The 19099-nt window shown below is 64.1% G+C and carries 12 protein-coding genes; 8 read left to right on the forward strand and 4 right to left on the reverse strand.

Annotated elements, in window-relative coordinates; translation table 11 throughout:
• The first annotated feature begins 51 nt into the window (after nucleotides 1–51).
• Complete coding sequence (gene metR, locus AACG97_RS22175) at nucleotides 52–969, forward strand: transcriptional regulator MetR (protein ID WP_009684539.1); 918 nt, start codon at nucleotides 52–54, stop codon at nucleotides 967–969.
• Here the strand turns inward: metR and AACG97_RS22180 are convergent.
• A complete protein-coding gene (locus AACG97_RS22180; RefSeq protein ID WP_047149550.1) occupies nucleotides 953–1366 on the reverse strand; it encodes an NUDIX hydrolase in 414 nt (137 codons plus the stop codon). The two genes, metR and AACG97_RS22180, sit on opposite strands and share 17 nt — an antisense overlap.
• A gap of 133 nt (nucleotides 1367–1499) precedes the next feature.
• On the opposite strand from AACG97_RS22180, the gene AACG97_RS22185 reads away from it, so the two are divergent.
• The 3 genes from AACG97_RS22185 (at nucleotide 1500) to AACG97_RS22195 (ending at nucleotide 9127) form a co-directional block, all read left to right on the forward strand.
• Nucleotides 1500–5774, forward strand: a complete 4275-nt coding sequence (locus AACG97_RS22185) for a DEAD/DEAH box helicase (protein WP_047149551.1) — start codon at nucleotides 1500–1502, stop codon at nucleotides 5772–5774.
• Nucleotides 5775–5934: 160 nt separating this feature from the next.
• Nucleotides 5935–7554, forward strand: a complete 1620-nt coding sequence (locus tag AACG97_RS22190) for an FMN-binding glutamate synthase family protein (protein ID WP_047149552.1) — start codon at nucleotides 5935–5937, stop codon at nucleotides 7552–7554.
• 200 nt (nucleotides 7555–7754) lie between these two features.
• Nucleotides 7755–9127 (forward strand): IS3 family transposase gene (locus AACG97_RS22195; protein WP_115294863.1). Its coding sequence is split into 2 segments (ribosomal slippage): nucleotides 7755–8228 and nucleotides 8231–9127, totalling 1371 coding nucleotides; the frame shifts between segments, so codons are not numbered across the junction.
• Between the two features lie 314 nt (nucleotides 9128–9441).
• Here AACG97_RS22195 and AACG97_RS22200 read toward each other — a convergent pair.
• The gene (locus AACG97_RS22200) at nucleotides 9442–10860 is read right to left on the reverse strand and encodes an amino acid permease (protein ID WP_009681951.1); all 1419 of its coding nucleotides are present in this window, start codon (nucleotides 10858–10860) and stop codon (nucleotides 9442–9444) included.
• Nucleotides 10861–11171: 311 nt separating this feature from the next.
• On the opposite strand from AACG97_RS22200, the gene AACG97_RS22205 reads away from it, so the two are divergent.
• The 3 genes from AACG97_RS22205 to AACG97_RS22215 all read left to right on the forward strand — a co-directional run bounded on the left by AACG97_RS22205 (nucleotide 11172) and on the right by AACG97_RS22215 (nucleotide 15707).
• Complete coding sequence (locus tag AACG97_RS22205; protein WP_033690145.1) at nucleotides 11172–14318, forward strand: transglycosylase domain-containing protein; 3147 nt, start codon at nucleotides 11172–11174, stop codon at nucleotides 14316–14318.
• Nucleotides 14319–14407: 89 nt separating this feature from the next.
• Nucleotides 14408–14953, forward strand: coding sequence for a PadR family transcriptional regulator (locus AACG97_RS22210; protein WP_009681953.1), 546 nt, complete (start codon nucleotides 14408–14410; stop codon nucleotides 14951–14953).
• A complete protein-coding gene (locus AACG97_RS22215) occupies nucleotides 14946–15707 on the forward strand; it encodes a siderophore-interacting protein (RefSeq protein ID WP_009681954.1) in 762 nt (253 codons plus the stop codon). The genes AACG97_RS22210 and AACG97_RS22215 overlap by 8 nt, the downstream gene beginning before the upstream one ends.
• Before the next feature lie 120 nt (nucleotides 15708–15827).
• On the opposite strand, the gene AACG97_RS22220 is transcribed toward AACG97_RS22215, so the two are convergent.
• Nucleotides 15828–16463 carry a Pr6Pr family membrane protein gene (locus AACG97_RS22220; RefSeq protein ID WP_033690146.1) on the reverse strand — a complete coding sequence of 212 codons (636 nt, stop codon included), beginning with the start codon at nucleotides 16461–16463 and terminating at the stop codon, nucleotides 15828–15830.
• Between the two features lie 2 nt (nucleotides 16464–16465).
• Nucleotides 16466–16687, reverse strand: coding sequence for a VF530 family protein (locus AACG97_RS22225; RefSeq protein ID WP_009681956.1), 222 nt, complete (start codon nucleotides 16685–16687; stop codon nucleotides 16466–16468).
• A gap of 163 nt (nucleotides 16688–16850) precedes the next feature.
• On the opposite strand from AACG97_RS22225, the gene AACG97_RS22230 reads away from it, so the two are divergent.
• The gene (locus AACG97_RS22230) at nucleotides 16851–18890 is read left to right on the forward strand and encodes a TonB-dependent receptor (protein ID WP_047150209.1); all 2040 of its coding nucleotides are present in this window, start codon (nucleotides 16851–16853) and stop codon (nucleotides 18888–18890) included.
• Nucleotides 18891–19099 lie beyond the last annotated feature (209 nt).

The raw sequence follows: 19099 nt of genomic DNA on the forward strand, positions 1-19099 counted from the left end.
CGAAACTCAACTCATTGCTTCGTTCACCCCATTCACACCCCGGAGTCAGCAGTGCTGGAGATCCGCCACCTGAAAACCCTTCATGCCTTGCGCGAGGCCGACAGCCTTGTGGAAGCCGCCGAGCGCCTGCATCTGACCCAGTCGGCGCTGTCTCACCAGTTCAAGGAGCTGGAAGAACGCCTGGGCCTGCCGCTGTTCGTACGCAAGAGCAAGCCGATACGCTTTACCAGCGCCGGGCTGCGCCTGCTGCAACTGGCCGATGCCACCTTGCCGTTGCTACGGGGTGCCGAACGCGACATCGCACGCTTGGCCGGCGGTACCGCCGGGCGCCTGCACATGGCAATCGAATGCCACAGCTGTTTCCAGTGGCTGATGCCGACCATAGACCAGTTCCGCGATGCCTGGCCGGAAGTCGAGCTGGACCTGGCCTCCGGCTTCGCCTTTGCACCCTTGCCAGCCCTGGCCCGTGGTGACCTTGACCTGGTGGTGACCTCCGACCCGGTGGACCTGGCCGGCATCACCTACGTGCCGCTGTTCACCTACGAAGCCATGCTGGCGGTCGCCAACCAGCATGCGCTGGCCAGCAAGCCGTATATCGTGCCCCAGGACCTGCTCGACCAGACCCTGATCACCTACCCGGTGGAGCGCGACCGCCTGGACATCTTCACCCGCTTCCTGGAGCCGGCCGACGTCGAGCCGGCCGCCGTGCGCACCTCGGAGCTGACCGTGATGATGATGCAGCTGGTCGCCAGCGGCCGGGGGGTGTGCGGCATGCCGCACTGGGCTTTGCATGAGTACAGCGCGCGGGGTTATGTGAAAGGCAAGCGCCTGGGCGAGAAAGGCCTGTTTGCCACGCTTTACGCCGCTGTGCGCACCGACATGCTCGATGCGCCGTACATGCGCGACTTTCTGCTGACCGCCAAGGACACCTCCTTCGCCACCCTCGACGGCGTCAGCGCGGTGCGTTGAACAACTGGCGGTACAGCGGCAGGATCAGGTCGCGGGTCAAGGGCGCCAGTGGCTGGTCTGGCGCCTGATCTGCAGCCAGCCATACCACCTCCTCGATTTCTGCCGCCGGGACCACGGCAGCGGCGCTGTAGACTCGAAACAGCTCGGCTTGCACCTCGAAGCCGGGCTCATTGGCGGCCGTGGCACTGAACTGGCCCAGGTACACGGCCTGGGCCGGGTCGATGTGCAGGCCCAATTCCTCGTGCAGTTCGCGCACCAGTGCCTGCAGCGCCGTTTCACCCGCATCGATCTTGCCCCCCGGCTGCATGAAGGCTTCGGTGCCACGCTTGCGCACCAGCAAGGTGCGCCCCTGCGGGTCGAGCAACAGGGCGGCGGCGATGCGAATGGTATTGGGCATGGGCTGAACTCGCTGGCAACAATGGCCGGGGAGGATCCCACGGGCTCGCTTGGGCTGACAAGGCCATTGTCGGGTGTGCCGGCCAGACGAACGGCCCCTTGCCAAAGCGCCCATGCCCCTCCATAACCAACCCATGAACCTGCCCGCCCAACAGCACCCGGTGCTCGAACTGTTCCACCCCGCCGTACGCACCTGGTTCGGCCGCCACTTCGCAACCGTTACCGATGCCCAGGCCCAGGCCTGGCCCTTGGTCCATGGCGGCCAGTCGATGCTGTTGGCCGCACCCACCGGCTCGGGCAAGACCCTGAGCGCGTTCCTGGCCGTGCTCGATGAACTGTTCTGCCAGGGCCTGGCGCAGCAGGGTCAGCTGCCGGCGCAGACCCAGGTGGTCTATGTTTCGCCGCTCAAGGCGCTGTCCAATGACATCCGCGTCAACCTGCAAGCCCCGCTTGAGGGTATCAGCCAGGCCCTGGCAGAACAGGGCCTGGCTGCACCCCGCATCACTACCGCCGTGCGCACCGGCGATACCCCGCAAAAAGAACGCGCCGCCATGCGCAAGCTGGCACCGCACATTCTGGTCACGACCCCTGAATCCCTGTATGTACTGATGGGTTCGGCGTCTGGTCGTGAAGGCCTGCGCAACGTGCATACGGTAATCGTCGACGAGATCCACGCCTTGGCCGGCAACAAGCGCGGGGCGCATCTGGCACTGACCCTGGAACGTCTGCAGGCCTTGGCAGGCCGGCCCTTGCGCCGTATTGGCCTGTCTGCCACACAGCGCCCGGTGGCGCGGGTGGCGCAGTTTCTGGTCGGGAGCGGCCGGCCCTGCGCGGTTGTCGATATTGGCCATGCCCGGCCACGCGACTTGGCCATCGAGCTGCCGCCGGTACCGTTGGCGGCGGTCATGGCCACCGATGTCTGGGGCCTGGTCTACGACCGCCTGGCAGCCCTGGCCCGCGAGCATCGCACCACCCTGGTATTCGTCAACACCCGGCGCCTGGCTGAGCGCATCACCCGCCACCTCAGCGACCGCCTGGGCAAGGATGCCGTGGCCGCGCACCATGGCAGCCTGGCCAAGGAGCTGCGCCTGAGCGCCGAGCAACGGCTCAAGCACGGCCAGTTGCAGGTACTGGTGGCCACCGCTTCACTGGAGCTGGGCATCGACATTGGCGACATCGACCTGGTCTGCCAGGTTGCCTCGCCGGGTTCGATTGCCGCCTTCCTGCAACGGGTTGGCCGCGCCAGCCACCAGGTCGATGGCGTGCCGAAAGGGCGCTTGTTCCCGACATCGCGTGACGACCTGATCGAGTGCGTGGCCCTGCTCGACTGCGTACGCCGGGGGGAACTGGAGGCGCTGCACATACCCCGGGCGCCCCTGGACGTGCTGGCCCAGCAGATCGTCGCCGAAGCCTGCAACCAGCCGTGGCACGAACAGGCGTTGTTCGACTGCCTGCGCCAGGCCACACCTTATGCCCACCTCGACCAGCAGCACTACCAGGCCCTGCTGCGCATGCTTGCCGAGGGCTACAACGGCCGCCAGGGCGTACGCAGTGCCTACCTGCACCGCGATGCGGTAAGCGGCACATTGCGGGGCCGCCGCGGCAGCCAGCTGACCGCGCTGACCAGCGGTGGCACCCTTCCGGACAACGCCGATTACAGCGTATTGCTGGAGCCGCAGGCGCTGAACATTGGCAGCGTCAATGAAGACTTCGCGGTGGAGAGCATCGCAGGCGACATCTTCCAGCTGGGCAATGCCTCGTACCGCATCCTGCGCGTCGAGTCGGGCCGGGTTCGGGTGGAGGATGCCCAAGGGCTGCCGCCCACCATTCCGTTCTGGCTCGGCGAGGCGCCTGGCCGCAGCGACGAACTGTCCGCGGCCGTGGCCAGGCTGCAGGCACAGCTTGACCAGCAGCTGACGCTGGCCGACGGCGATACCCGCGCGGTGTCGGCATGGTTGCAGGGTACGTTCGAGCTGGGCGAAGACTGCGCCGAGCAGTTGCTCGACTACCTGGCCCGTACCCGCGACGTGCTCGGTGCCCTGCCCTCGCAGGAAACGTTGGTGATGGAGCGTTTCTTCGATGCCTCCGGCGGCACCCAGCTGATCATCCATTCGCCCTACGGCAGCCGCATCAATCGCGCCTGGGGCCTGGCCTTGCGCAAACGCTTCTGTCGCACCTTCAATTTCGAACTGCAGGCGGCCGCCAGCGAGGACGCCATCGTGCTGTCGCTGTCCACCAGCCACAGTTTCGACCTCGACGAGGTCTGGCGTTACCTGAAAAGCGGCACCGCAGAAGCCCTCCTCATACAGGCCGTGCTCGAAGCGCCACTGTTCGGTGTGCGCTGGCGCTGGAACGCCAGTGTCGCCATGGCCCTGCCGCGCTTCGTGGGCGGGCGCAAAGTAGCGCCGCAAATCCAGCGCATGAAAAGCGAAGACCTGGTTGCCGCGGTGTTTCCCGACCAGATCGCCTGCCTGGAAAATATCGCCGGCGAGCGGCAGATACCCGAGCACCCGCTGGTCGAGCAGACCCTCGACGACTGCCTGCACGAGGCCCTGGATTGCACGGGCTGGCTGGCCCTGTTGAGGCGCATGGAAAGCGGGGCGGTACGCCTGCTGTGCCGCGACCTGCCTGCGCCATCGCCGCTGGCATCGGCCATTCTCAATGCCCGCCCTTATACATTCCTCGACGACGCACCGCTGGAAGAGCGCCGTACCCAGGCGGTGCTCAACCGGCGCTGGAACGAGGTGCACAGCAGTGACGACCTGGGCGCACTGGACGCCGACGCCATCGCTGCCGTGGCCGCCGAGGCCTGGCCGCAGCCGCGCAATAGCGACGAAATGCACGAAACCTTGATGAGCCTGGGCGCCATCAGCCAGGCGCAGGTCAGCGCCAACCCTGGTTGGAACCTGTTCCTCAGGCAACTGGCCAAGGCCGGCCGCGCCTTGCGCCTGCCCCGCGAGCAGTTGTGGCTGGCCCGCGAGCGCCTGAACCTGCTGCAGGCGATCTACCCGGCGACGCCCCTCGAACCGGCGCTGGAACAGTTGCCTGGCTTCGACCAGCCCATCGAGCCCGACAATGCCCTGGGCGAACTGCTGCGTGGCCGCCTGAGCGCCCATGGCCCACAGACGCTGGTACAGATCGCCGCGCCGTTGGGCATGCCGCCGCAGGCAGTCGAACAGGCCCTGGCCCGCCTGGAAGCCGAAGGTTATGTGCTGCGCGGCTATTTCAGCCCGGCCGCCAACGAGCTGCAATGGTGCGAACGCCATTTGCTGGCGCGCATCCACCGCTACACGGTCAAGCGCTTGCGTCGCGAAATCGAGCCGGTCAGCCTGCAGGACTTCATGCGTTTTCTGTTCGACTGGCAGCACCTGGCACCTGACACGCGCCTGCGTGGCCCGCAGGCTGTAGCCGAAGTGCTTGGGCAGTTGCAGGGCTTCCCCAGTGCAGCCGCAGCCTGGGAGGCCGAACTGCTGCCCGCACGGATCCACGACTACAGCCCCCACTGGCTCGATGATGCGTGCCGCAGCGGGCAATTCGCCTGGAGCCGGTTGGCCGCGAGCCGCTCAGGCAGCACCTTGTCGAGCACCCCGCTGGTGTTGCTGCCTCGGGAGCACCTGGGGCTGTGGCGCAGCCTGGCGCCCGCGCCTGCCGTACAGAGCCTTGGCGCACGGGCGCAGCGGGTACATGAGGTGCTGCAGGCTCAGGGCGCGTTGTTCTTCGACGAACTGATCCACGATGCCCGCCTGCTGCCCAGCGAACTGGAAACAGCGTTGCAGGAACTGGTGGGTGCCGGCCTGGTAGGTGCCGACAGCTTCACTGGCCTGCGCAGCCTGATCGCCCCGGCGGCGAAACGCGCTTCACGCACCCGCCGGCGCGGCCATGCACCGTTGTCCAGCAGCATGTCCCATGCCGGGCGCTGGGCATTGCTGCGCCAAGGCACGGCGGATGACAGCCAGCGCCTGGAGCACATCGCCCACGCCCTGCTAAGGCGCTATGGCGTGGTGTGCTGGCGGCTGCTGGAGCGCGAGAGCGATGTACTGCCACCGTGGCGGGAACTGCTGCGCTGCTACCACCGGCTGGAGGCACGCGGCGAGATCCGCGGGGGGCGCTTCATTGCCGGGTTGGCCGGTGAACAATTTGCCTTGCCGGAGGCGGTCGGGTTGCTGCGCCAGGTACGCCGGCGCGAGGCGGACGGCGCACTGCAGGTGGTCAGTGCCAGTGACCCGCTGAACCTGATCGGCTCGTTGCTGCCGGGGGTGAAGGTGCCGGCGGTGAGCGGCAACCGCCTGCTGTACCGCGACGGCGTGCCAGTGGCCAAGCGCGTGGCCGGGCGCCCTGTGTACCTGAGCGAGGCGCCCGCGCACGAGCAGGAAAGCTGGCGACAGAAGCTGCTGCGCGGGGCACCGTAAACAGCCTGCCTTGCCGAGCATGGGCCAGGGCTGCTGAGGCTTGGCGTGGCGAGAATGATTTTCGCTACCCCGATTTTAATTTGCAGCGCCCGGCAACTTGGCTATGGTCGGGGTTTGCCCCCAGGCCCTGAGCCTGACCGCGCCATCGCAAGGACCCCGTATGAGCCTGTCACTTCTCAGCCGCTATGCCTTCTTCGCCGCCTGTGTCCTGTTCACCTTGGCGAGCCTGCCCTTCAGCCAGCATGAATGGCTGTGGCCCTTCACCCTGACCGCCGGCGTTCTCAGCCTGATCGGGCTGTTCGACCTGCTGCAGCAGCGCCACGCCGTGCGCCGCAACTACCCCATCCTGGGCAACATCCGCTACCTGGTAGAGGCCATCCGCCCGGAGATCCGCCAGTACCTGCTGGAGTCCGACAGCGACGCACTGCCGTTCTCCCGTGCGCAGCGCTCGCTGGTGTATGCCCGGGCCAAGAACGAAGCTTCCGACAAACCGTTCGGCACCTTGATCGATGTGTACCAGTCCGGCTTCGAGTTCATTGGCCACTCCATGCGCCCGGCGCCGTTGGCCGACCCGGCCAGCTTCCGCATCATCATTGGTGGGCCGCAGTGCAGCCAGCCGTATTCGGCCTCGATTTTCAACATCTCGGCCATGAGCTTCGGCTCGCTCAGCGCCAACGCTATCCGCGCGCTCAACCAGGGCGCCAAACTGGGCAACTTCCACCATGACACTGGCGAAGGCAGCATCAGCCCGTACCACCGTGAACACGGTGGTGACCTGGTATGGGAACTGGGCAGCGGCTACTTTGGCTGCCGCACCGCGGACGGGCGTTTCGACCCTGAGCGCTTCGCCGCACAAGCCCGTAGCCCGCAGGTGCGCATGATCGAAGTGAAGATGAGCCAGGGCGCCAAGCCTGGCCATGGCGGCATCCTGCCCAAGCACAAGGTCACCGAGGAAATTGCCGAGACCCGTGGCGTGCTGATGGGCGAAGACTGCATTTCGCCATCACGGCACAGCGCCTTTTCCACCCCCATCGAGATGATGCAGTTCATCGCCCAGCTACGCGAACTGTCCGGCGGCAAGCCGGTGGGTTTCAAGTTCTGCCTGGGCCACCCGTGGGAGTTCATGGGCATCGCCAAGGCCATGCTGGAGACCGGTATCCTGCCGGATTTCATCGTTGTCGATGGCAAGGAAGGCGGCACCGGCGCGGCGCCGGTGGAATTCACCGATCACATTGGCGTGCCCCTGCGTGAGGGGTTGCTGTTCGTGCACAACACCTTGGTCGGGCTGAACCTGCGCGACAAGATCAAGCTGGGCGCCAGCGGCAAGATCGTCAGCGCCTTCGACATCGCCAGTGTACTGGCCATTGGCGCCGACTGGGCCAATTCGGCGCGCGGCTTCATGTTCGCCATTGGCTGCATCCAGTCGCAAAGCTGCCACACCAACAAATGCCCCACTGGCGTGGCCACGCAAGACCCGCTGCGCCAACGCGCACTGGTAGTGCCGGACAAGGCCCAGCGGGTGTTGAACTTCCACCACAACACCTTGCGCGCGCTGGCAGAAATGCTGGCGGCGGCTGGCCTGGAGCACCCGGCACAGCTGGAGGCCAAGCACTTGGTGCGCCGCATCTCGGCCACCGAGATCAAGCTGTTCTCGCAGATGCATGTGTTCCTCAAGCCGGGCGAGCTGCTCACCGGCGAGGTGGATGGCCAGTTCTACTCGCGCATGTGGCAGCTGGCCAGGGCCGACAGCTTCGAGCCGCACAGTGAGGTCGCGGCCTGACGCGCCCCGGGGGCTGCTTGGCAGCCCTGCTGCGATCCCTGTGGGAGATTCTATGGTTCCTGGCAAGGGTAGCCGGAGCATCTTCAGCGCCTGTGAGATCGAGCGCCGCCCGCGCGGCGCAATCGCGAGCTGCGCTCGCTCCTACGTTTTGAACTGCGCCCCTGACGTTGGACAAAAATCCAACCTCAGGGGCCTTTCATATGAGCAAGTACACCAGACAGTTCAAGCTTTCCGCCATCCAGGCTTTTCTGCAACGTGGCATTGGCTACCGTTTCATAGCCGCACAGTTCCAGATGGATCCCTCCTTACTGCGCCGCTGGGTACAGGCCTACCGCATCCATGGCGAGGCCAGCCTGTCCAGACACGCGCAGACTTTCAGCCCTGAGTTCAAGCTCTCGGTGCTTGAGCGAAAATGGCGCGACAAGTTGTCGTTGCGCGAAACGGCGGCTGTTTTCAACCTGACGCATTCCAGCCAGATAGGCATATGGGAAGCGCAGTACTACAGTGGCGGTATCAAAGCTCTGATAGCAGGGAAAAAAGGACCGCGTAACGTCATGATCAAACCATCCGTCCCACCCGCCAGCACCTCGCCCAAGTCCGAGGAAGAACTCTCGTACGCCGAACTGCTGGCCAAGCTGCGTCACGCCGAGATGGAGATCGCCTACCTAAAAAAGTTAAAAGAACTGCGCGAGGAGAAGGCGAGACAGAAGAGGGCCGGGAAGAAAAAGTCCTGATCATCTCGGCCCTGCGCACCCGCTTCCCGCTCGACGGCCTGCTCAAGCTGGCCGGACTGGCGCGCAGTACGTATTACTACCAGCGCAAGTTGATGGCTGCCGGTGACAAGCTGGCTGCGCTCAAAGACCGTATCCGTGAGATTCAGCAGCGGCATAAAGGTCGCTACGGCTATCGGCGCATGACAGCGACATTGCACAGCGTCGGCCACGCAGTTAACAGTAAGGTCGTGCGGCGACTGATGGCCGAACTCGACCTCAAATGCACGGTGCGCGTGAAGAAGTACAAGTCCTATCGTGGCGAGCCCGGACGCATCGCTCCCAACAAGATGGAGCGCAAGTTTACGGCAGAGGAGCCAAACAGGAGGTGGGTAACGGACGTGACCGAATTCAAGGTGGCGGGTGAAAAGCTGTATCTCTCTCCGGTGCTGGACCTGTTCAATGGTGAGATCGTGGCGCACCAGATCGACACCTCGCCGCACTATCCATTGGTCGGTCAGATGCTCGAGCAGGCGTTGTCACGGCTACCGGAAGGGGCCAGGCCTATGCTGCACTCCGACCAGGGCTGGCAGTATCAGTACTACCGCTACCGGAATCGACTAGAGGAGATGGGACTGGAGCAGAGCATGTCACGCAAAGGCAACTGCCTGGACAATGCGCGAATGGAGAGTTTCTTCGGCACACTGAAGACCGAGATGTATCATGGTCAGCGTTTCGCCAGCATCGAGGATCTGAGCGCTGCAATCGATGAATACATCGATTACTACAACCATGACCGAATCAAGATGGGGCTGGCCGGCCTGAGTCCCGTGGCATACAGGAATCAGGCCGCAGCAGCCTAATCAAAGATTGTCCAACAAATGGGGCGCACCTCATTTGTTTCGGGCCAGTAACCCCTGTGCCAGATGCGCGCGGCCGCCTTGTTCGCACGACGCGATTTTGAGGCATGCGCCAAGGCGCTCGCGCGCAAATCCCACAGGAATAATTGGCCCGAAACAAACGTAGGAGCGAGCGCAGCTCGCGATGCGCCGCGCGGGCGGCGCTCGCTCTAACAGGCGCTGCATACCTTGTGGCAAACACCTGTCTGCCCTGATGCGATCCCCGTGGGAGTTGGCTTGCCGACGATGGGCCGCAGCGCGGCCCCGGCCAACTCAGGTCAGGAAGCGGTACTGGCCGTACCCTGCACGTTTTTGGGTGCCAACCGGAACACGTGGTACAGCACGGTCAACAGCACCAGGAATGCCGGGCCGATGTACAGCGCCACCCGGGTGTCCTCGAAGTACGCCATCAGTCCCACCACCAGCACCAGGAACGCCAATGCCAGGTAAGAGCTCAGCGGCCACAACCACATGCGGTACTTCAGCCCCTGGCGCTGGGCAGGGGTAAGGCCGGCACGGAATTTCAACTGTGCCAGCAGGATCATCACCCAGGTCCAGATCGCGCCAAAGGTGGCAATCGACGTCACCCAGACGAAGACCTTCTCCGGCACCAGGTAGTTGGCCAGCACACCCAGCAGGAGCGCGCCGATGGACAGCAGCAGCGCATTGCGCGGTACCCCGTTGTTCGAGGTACGGGCAAAGGCCGCCGGGGCTTGGCCGTTCTGCGCCAGGCTATAGAGCATGCGCCCGGTGCTGAAGATGCCGCCATTGCATGAGGACAGTGCCGCGGTGATGACCACGAAGTTGATGATGCCCGCGGCGGTCTTGATGCCCAGGCGCTCGAAGGTCATGACGAACGGGCTGCCCTGGCTGCCAATTTCGTTCCACGGGTAGATCGACAGAATCACGAACAACGCACCGACATAGAACAGCAGGATGCGCCAGAACACCGAGCCGATGGCCTGCGGAATGGTTCTTTGCGGGTTACGGGCTTCACCGGCAGTCAAACCGATCATTTCCACGCCCAGGTAGGCGAACATCACCATCTGCAGCGACATCAGCACGCCGGTCACGCCATTGGGCATGAAGCCGCCGTTGCTCCACAGGTTGGCGATGCCCACGGCCACACCGTCATTGCCCAGGCCGAAGGCAATGATGCCGACGCCGCCCAGCACCATGGCGATGATGGTGACGATCTTGATCAGGGCGAACCAGAACTCGAATTCGCCGAAGGCCTTGACCGCTACCAGGTTGACCGCCCCCATGCTGCCCAGCGCCGCCAGGGCCCAGATCCAGCGGGGCACGTCGGGGAACCAGATCCCCATGTAGATGGCTACCGCGGTAATTTCCGCAACACAGGTCACCAGCCACAGGAACCAGTAGTTCCAGCCAGTGAGAAAGCCCGCCAGCGGGCCGAGGTAGTCCTGCGCATAGCGGCTGAACGAGCCGGCGACAGGGTTGTGCACGGCCATTTCACCAAGGGCGCGCATGATCACCAGAATGGCCAGGCCACCGATGATGTAGGACAGCATGATGGCCGGGCCGGCCATTTCGATGGCCTTGGCCGAGCCTAGGAAAAGACCGACACCGATACAGGCGCCCAGCGCCATCAGACGGATATGCCGTTCGCCCAGTTCACGCTTGAGCGGGCCGCCTTGGGTGGGCTGGCCATGGGCAGGGTGGTTGCCGACTGGCATAGCGATTCAACCTCATTTTGTTATTGGATTTGCCTTCGTGCAGCACCCGCCACGCCGATAGGCGTGGCCTTGGCTTGCCAAGCTGGCCTTTTGGGCTGGCCTGCGTGCCGGGTCAGCGCAACCCGGCAGGGCGAAGGGGCGAGCAGTATAGGAAGACCGCTGAAGGGGTTTTCGCTGTATATCCATGAATAATCAGCGAGTTCTCCGGAGCCCCCGGTACCTTGATCAGCGCCGACAAATGTTTCCGCCTACCCGCTCACCGTCTAAGCTTCAGGCAAGCAAGACGAAAATACCTGGCCGGATTGAAGATTATGGGCGCACTGTGGCAATCGGAACCAAGCAGGACGGAAGCACCCGAGACACCGCCGGCCGAGACGCCACAACGCAAGCCCCCCCGGCAGCGTCGGCTATGGTGGCGGCTGATCATCCTCATCGTGCTGGTGGCGCTGGTGGCTGTCGGCTTCGCCGCCTACGACGAATTTCGCACGTCCGAGTTGCAGTCGCGGGAGTTCAGCAAGCTCGCCAGCACCCTCACCTACTCGCTGCAGCCCGGCCCCAGCGACGCCATCGTCTACCCCGGTGACGGGCCGTTCGACAAACGCCTGGGCTACAGTGCCCTGGGTGAGTTTCTGCCGCGCCTGCTCAAGCGCGACTACCTGATCAGCGAACAGGTCAGGTTTTCCCCGGCGTTGATGAACTACGTCGAGCATGGGCTGTTCGTGCCCTATATCGAGAAGATCCAGGCGGGCCTGTCGATCACCGACTGCCGTGGCGACACGCTCTACCAGTACAACTACCCGCAGCACCTGTACCCCGACTTCGCCGCCATCCCGCCCGTGATGGTCAATAGTCTGCTGTTCATCGAGAACCGCGACCTGCTCGACACCCAAGACCCGCGCAACAACCCGGCCGTGGACTGGCCGCGCTTCGCCAAGGCCGCCTACAGCCAGGTGGCCAAGTACCTGGCGCTGCCCGGCCAGTCGGCGGGTGGCAGCACCCTGGCCACGCAATTGGAAAAGTATCGCCACTCCCCAGATGGCCTGACCGTATCGGGGGCCGAGAAGATCCGCCAGATGATTTCGGCCAGCGTGCGCGCGTACCAGGGCGGCCCCGACACCACCGAGGCGCGCAAACGCATCGTGCGTGACTACCTCAATAGCGTGCCACTGTCGGCCGTGCCTGGCCACGGCGAGGTGCACGGCATGGCCGAGGGGTTGCGGGTGTGGTACGGCGCCGACTTCGACCAGGTCAACCAGGCGCTGACGTCCACCGCCACCGACCCGCAAAGCATGGCGGCGCGCGGCCTGGCCCTGCGCCAGGTGCTGTCGCTGATGATTGCCCAGCGGCGGCCCTCGCATTACTTGTCCAAAGGCCGGGTGGAACTGGCCGAGCTGACCGATTCGCACATCCGCGTGCTCGCCGCCAACAAGGTCATCGATCAGCCACTGGCCGACGCAGCGCTGGCCAGCAAGGCGGTGTACCGCGACTGGGTGGCGCAACCGACCATCGTGCCCATCGTCACCAACAAGGGTATCAGCCTGGCGCGCAACCGCCTGGCGGCCATGCTCAACCGCCCGCTGTACGACCTCGACCGCCTCGATGTATCGGCTACCAGCACCCTGCAGGCCGACCTGCAATTGCAGGTCAGCCAATACCTGAAAAACCTTGCCGACCCGGCTTTCGCTGCGCAGATCGGCCTGATCGGCGAGCGCCTGCTCACCGCCAAGACCACCGACCAGGTGAGCTACAGCTTCACCCTGTTCGAACGCACCGCCGATGGCTCGCGGGTCAGGGTGCAGACCGACAGTACCGACCAGCCATTCGACATCAACGAAGGCAGCAAGCTGGAGCTGGGCTCCACGGCGAAGTTGCGGGTACTGACGACCTACCTGGAGATCATTGCCGAACTGCACGACAAGTACGCCGGCAAGCCTGTCGCCGAGCTGAAAAAGGTCGACGTCGCCGAGCTTGACCGCATCACCCAATGGTCACTGGATTGGCTGGCGCAGAACAGCAAGAACCAGAGCCTGGATGCCATGCTCGACGCCGCCCTGGAGCGCAAGTACTCGGCCAGCACCGGCGAGGCGTTTTTCACCGGCGGCGGCATGCATGTGTTCAACAACTTCCGCAAGGAGGACAACAGCCGCAACCCCACGCTCAAGGATGCCCTGCGCGAGTCGATCAACTTGCCCTTCATCCGCCTGATGCGCGACCTGGTGCGCTATGTGACCTACCAGCAGCCCTACAACCGCGTACCGCTGCTCAAGGATGACGCCGACCCGCGTCGCCAGGAGTACCTGGCGCGCTTTGCCGACAAGGAAGGCACCAACTACCTGATGCGCTTCTGGAAGAAATACCAGCGCAAGACCTCGCAACAGCGCCTGGATACCTTCCTCGACAGCATGCGCGTGACCCCGCAACGGTTGGCCGCCGTGCACCGCTACCTGTTCCCCGAAGCGGGCCAGCAAACGTTCAATGCCTTTGTCCGCGCTCACCTCAAGGGTGACAAGAGCGCCCTGGGCAAACTCAGCGATGGCCGCCTGGCCGAGATGTACGAAGCCTATGGCCCGGGCAAGTACGACCTGCCCGACCAGGGTTACATTGCCAAGGTCCACCCCTTGGACCTGTGGCTGCTCGGCTACCTGCTGAAGAACCCCAGTTCGACCTTGAGCGAGATGGTCAACGCCAGCCGCTTCGAGCGCCAGGAGGTCTACGGCTGGCTGTTCAAGAGCCGCCACCAGGGCGCTCGCGACAGCCGCATTCGCACCATGGTGGAAATCGAAGCGTTCCTCGACATCCACCAGCGCTGGAAGCGCGTGGGCTACCCGTTCGACCACCTGGTGCCGTCGCTGGCGACCGCCATCGGCAGCTCGGGCGACCGCCCTGCCGCCCTCTCGGAGCTGGTTGGGATCATCCAGAACGATGGCATCCGCCTGCCCACACTGCGCATCGACACCCTGCATTTTGCCGCCAACACCCCCTACGAAACCAAACTGATCAGCGACCCGGACCGGGGGGTGCGGATTCTGCCGGTCGAGGTAGCACGCGCCCTCAAAGGTGCCATGTCGCAGGTGGTCGATGCCGGCACCGCGCGGCGCATTTCCGGCAGTTTCAAGCTGCAGGACGGCACGCCCCTGGTAATGGGCGGCAAAACCGGTACCGGTGACAACCGCATTGAAAGCTTTGGCGCCGGCGGCCGGCTGATCGGCTCGCGGTCGCTCAACCGCACCGCCACCTTCGTGTTCTTCCTGGGCGAAAACCACTTCGGCACCTTGACCGCGTTCGTGCCAGGGCGTTCGGCAGAGGCATTCAAGTTCACTTCGGCGCTGCCGGTGCAGGTACTCAAGGGCATGGCACCGATCCTCATGCCATACCTGCAGCCGGGCAATCCGAACGCGTGCAAGCCGCCGGAAGTGGCCGCCAACTCGACCACGAAAGCGGACGAATCGAACAATTAGATGAGAATCATCAGCAATTGAGGGCTTGTCTTTAGATATATCTTGAGTAATATCTTACGATATATCGCAAAGAAGGAGCCCCTATTCCCATGCGTGAACTTACCCCCCATGACCCCTTCGAACGGCGCCCCGGGCGCGGCGAACGCGGCCCCCGTGTATTTGCCCCCGGTGACCTCAAGTTGCTCATGCTCGACTTGCTCGCAAGCCAGCCCGGCCATGGCTACGACCTGATCCGCCAGATCGAGAACCTGTTCGAAGGCAGTTACAGCCCGAGCCCCGGGGTGATCTACCCCACGCTGAATTTTCTTGAAGAAGCCGAGCTGATCAGCGGCCAGGTGCAGGGCAGCAAGCGCCTGTATGCCATCACCGAGGCCGGCCGCGGTGCACTGGCGGACCAGGCGGTGGCGCTGGACGGCGTGCGCATGCGCATCGAAGTCAGCAAGCGCGCCTTGCGCGGCCACGATCGCCCGCCTGAAATTCACGAAGCGGTGGGCAACCTGCGCCATGCGCTGCACATGCACAGCGGCCGCTGGACACCTGAAGAAATCGACAGGGTTCGCGACCTGCTCAACCACACCGCCAAAGCCATCGCTTCCGGGCCGGCCGGCGCTGCTACGGAGGCGCTCCATGACTAACAGCATTCACCGCGTCAACCATGAGATTCGCCAGCGCTGCCTGCAGGTGCTGCGGGTCACCGAGCTTACCCCGCGCATGCGCCGTATCACGTTGGGCGGGGCTGAACTGCAAGGCTTCACCAGCTTGGGCAGCGACGACCATATCAAGCTGCTGTTCGGCGAAACCCCGGAGCAGCAACAGGCCATCGAGGCCCGCAAGCTGGGCAAGGACAGTGGCGTACGGCCCACCATGCGTGAATACACGCCACGGCGCATAGACCTGGTGGCCAACGAGTTGGACATCGACTTCGTCCTGCATGGCGACGGCCCTGCTTCCACGTGGGCGGCGCAGGCCGCGGTCGGCCAAACCCTGAATATCGCCGGGCCACGCGCCTCACTGGTGGTGCCGGATGTGTTCGACAGCTACTTGCTGATCGGCGATGAAACGGCCATCCCGGCAATCGGCAGGCGGCTCGAGGAGCTGCCTGCTGGCCGCCAGGTGCTGGCGGTGATCCAGATCGAGGATGAGCAGGAGCGCCAGCCGCTGCCGAGCAAGGCGCAGGTCGAGGTGATCTGGGTACGCCGCCACGAGGAAGACCTGCTGGCATTGGTGCAGAACCTGACCTTGCCGCAAGGCCGGTTGTACGCCTGGGTAGCGCTGGAAAAAACCCTGACCCGCCAGGCCAAGGCGCTGCTGCTGGAAAAAGGCGTGCCCGAGGATGCTTTGAAAGCCGCGGCTTACTGGCGGGCCGACGGGGCTGGGGACGACGAATAATCGGCTTCAGCCTGTTACGGCCTCTTCGCGGGCAAGCCCGCTCCCACAGGTACATCACCAGCCTTGGAGACGGCGGTATTCCTGTAGGAGCGGGCTTGCCCGCGAAGAGGTCGGCACAGGCTAAGCAAACTTTTGCGCCCCACGCCAACGATCCAGCCCCAGCAACACCAGCCCGATCCCCCAGAACCCCGCCAGCACGCCCAGGGCATTGAGCAGCACTTGCCCGTACCCCAGCCTCGCCACATCGATGAACGGGTAGGCGTACAGGCCTATCTCGCTACCCCGCCACAAGGCGTAGCCAAAGTATACGGCCGGGTAGAGTGCCCACAGCGCCAAATGCCGCAGACGCAAATGGCCCTTGGGCACCTCACACCACCAGTACAAGGCGTACAGCGCCGGCATCACGTCGTGCAGCAACTCGTCGGCCAGCCATTGCCAGCCCTCTGGCTGCCACAAGTGGCGCAGCAACACGCTGTAGGCCAGCGCTACCAGCACAATGCTCGCGGCCACCGCGGAACTCACCGACGGCGACAGAAAAAAATGCCTGGCCCGGCCTTCGCGGCCAAACGCCGCATAACTGAGCACCGTGGCCACCAAGGTGTTGGTCAACACCGTGAAATAGCCAAACACGTTGATCAGGCCGCCGATCAGGCTGGCCTGCTCCTGCCAACGCGCCAGCAGTACCAGGTACACCTGCACGGTCAGGCCGAACCAGCCCAGCACCGCCATGACGGTCAGCCAGGGTCGCCGCAGCACGTTCAGGCCTGACGCTGCAGCTTCACGTACAACTGCTCGACCTTTTCCCGCGCCCAAGGGGTTTTACGCAAGAAGGTCAGGCTCGACTTGATCGTCGGGTTGCTCTTGAAGCAACGCACGTCAATGCGTTCGGCCAAGCCCTGCCATTGGTAATGCACCACCAGCTCGGTAAGGATCTGTTCGAGGGTCTTGCCGTGCAGCGCGTTGTGTTGGGCCGTGCTCATGCTGTACTCCGTGGGAAAGATGCGCACCTTACACGAGTGTAGTGGCGGGTGGGATCCGGCGAGGCCGCAGAAAAACGCTGGCCAGGGAAGAAACCTCTGTGCTGAAATAGTTATGTTATGTTGTAACACTATATGAGCATCTGCCAAGGAACGTCCCACTCTCATGTTGTCTGCACCGCTTCGCCTCTCCCCCCTTGCCGTCGCGCTCTGGCTGGCCGCTTCGCCCAGCCACGCGGTGGAACTTGAACCCCAGGTGATCACGGCCAACCCGCTGGGCAACCGCCAACTGGCCGCGCCCAGCACCGTGCTCGAAGGCGACAACCTGCTGCAACAGCAGCACGGCAGCCTCGGTGAAACCCTGAACAAACAGCCCGGTGTCGCCTCGACCTGGTTCGGCCCTGGCGCCAGCCGCCCGGTCATTCGTGGCCTGGATGGCGATCGCATTCGCATCCTGCGCAACGGCGTAGGCGCCCTGGATGCCTCCTCGCTGTCCTACGACCATGCCGTGCCGCTGGACCCGGTGACCGTCGATCGTGTCGAAATCGTGCGCGGCCCTGCCGCACTGTTGTACGGCGGCAACGCCATTGGCGGCGTGGTCAACACCTTCGATAACCGCATCCCCGACGCCCCCATCGAGGGCATTCACGGCGCCGGTGAACTGCGTTACGGTGGCGCCGACACGACCCGCAGCAGCGCCGGCAAGCTAGAAGCCGGCGATGGCACATTCGCCCTGCACCTGGATGCCAACAGCCGTCAGTTCAATGACCTGCGCATCCCTGGCTACGCCCGTAGCGCGAAAGTGCGCGATGCCGAAGAGCCCGGCAGCAAGCACCGCCTGGAAAACAGCGATGGCCGCCAGGATGGCGGCGCCATCGGCGGTGCCTACCACTGGGACCACGGTTACGCCGGCCTGTCGTACAGCCGCTACGACAGCAACTACGGCTCGGTGGCCGAATCCGGCGTGCGCCTGGACATGAAACAGGACCACTACGCCTTCGCCTCCGAACTGCGCGACCTCGACGGCCCGTTCAGCTCGGTCAAGGTCGATGCCGGCTACACCGACTACGAACACAGCGAAATAGAGGAAGGCGAGGTTCACACCACGTTCAAGAACAAAGGCTACGAAGCGCGTATCGAAGCCCGCCACCAGCCGCTCGGGCCTGTGGAGGGCGTGATCGGTGCGCAAGTCAGCCGCAACGAATTCTCTGCCCTGGGCGAAGAGGCCTTCGTGCCGCACACCGATACCGACAGCCTGGCGTTGTTCATGCTCGAACAGTGGCAAGCGACCGAGCGCCTGAACCTGAGCCTGGGCGCACGCATGGAACACACCCGCGTGGCCCCGGATGCCAAAGGCAACGAGAACTTCGTCGACGCCAACAGCGCCAGCAGCTTCAATGCGTTCAGCCTGTCATCGGGCGCGGTGTACCAACTCGACCCGGTCTGGTCGCTGGCGGCCAACCTTGGCTATACCGAACGCGCCCCGACCTTCTACGAGCTGTATGCCAATGGCGCCCACGTCGCCACCGGTGCCTATGAAGTCGGTGATGCCAGGCTGAACAAGGAAAAGGCCATTTCCGCCGACCTGGCGTTACGCTTCGACAACGGTACGCACAAGGGCAGCGTCGGGCTGTTCTACAGCCACTTCCGCAATTACATCGGCCTGATCGGCACCGGCAACCTGCGCGAAAGCGGGCATGATCACGACCACGACGAAGCTGACCATGATCACGACGACGGTTTCCCGGAGTACCAGTACCAAGGTGTGCGGGCACGCTTCTACGGCATCGAGGCCCAGGACCGCTGGCAGCTGGTCGATAACCGTTATGGCAGCTTTGCCCTGGAATTGTCGGGTGACTACACCCGGGCCAAGAACCTTGACAGCGGCGAGCCGCTGCCCCGTATTGCCCCGCTACGCCTGAACAGTGGCCTGGTCTGGGAGCTGGACCGCTGGCAGGCCCGGGTTGACGTGCAGCACGCCGCCTCTCAGCACCGCAAGCCGGCCAACGAAAGCAGCACCGATGGCTATACCACGCTGGGGGCCAGTGTTGGCTACCGCTTCGACGTTGGCCAGAGCCAGTGGCTGGCGTTCGTGCGCGGTGAGAACCTGACCGACCAGACCGTGCGCTATGCCAGCTCGATTCTGCGCGATATCGCGCCAGCACCGGGGCGCAGTGTGGAAGTGGGCCTGCGTACCACCTTTTGAAATGGTGGGGGCGCTTTGCGCCCCAATCGCCGGCAAGCCATTTCCTACACGTACTGCGCCACACCTGGGTAGGCGCAGGAACTGCGCAGAGCAGAGCCCTACGGACATTATTACCAATTGAACAATAATGACCTGCGACAATTTGTCTTTTTTTCTGACGCCTTCCCCTATATCCTCCCCGCCGCAAGCTGAAACGCTTCACTGAACTC

It is taken from the genome of Pseudomonas sp. Nvir, assembly GCF_963778085.1.
GTDB lineage: Bacteria > Pseudomonadota > Gammaproteobacteria > Pseudomonadales > Pseudomonadaceae > Aquipseudomonas > Aquipseudomonas juntendi.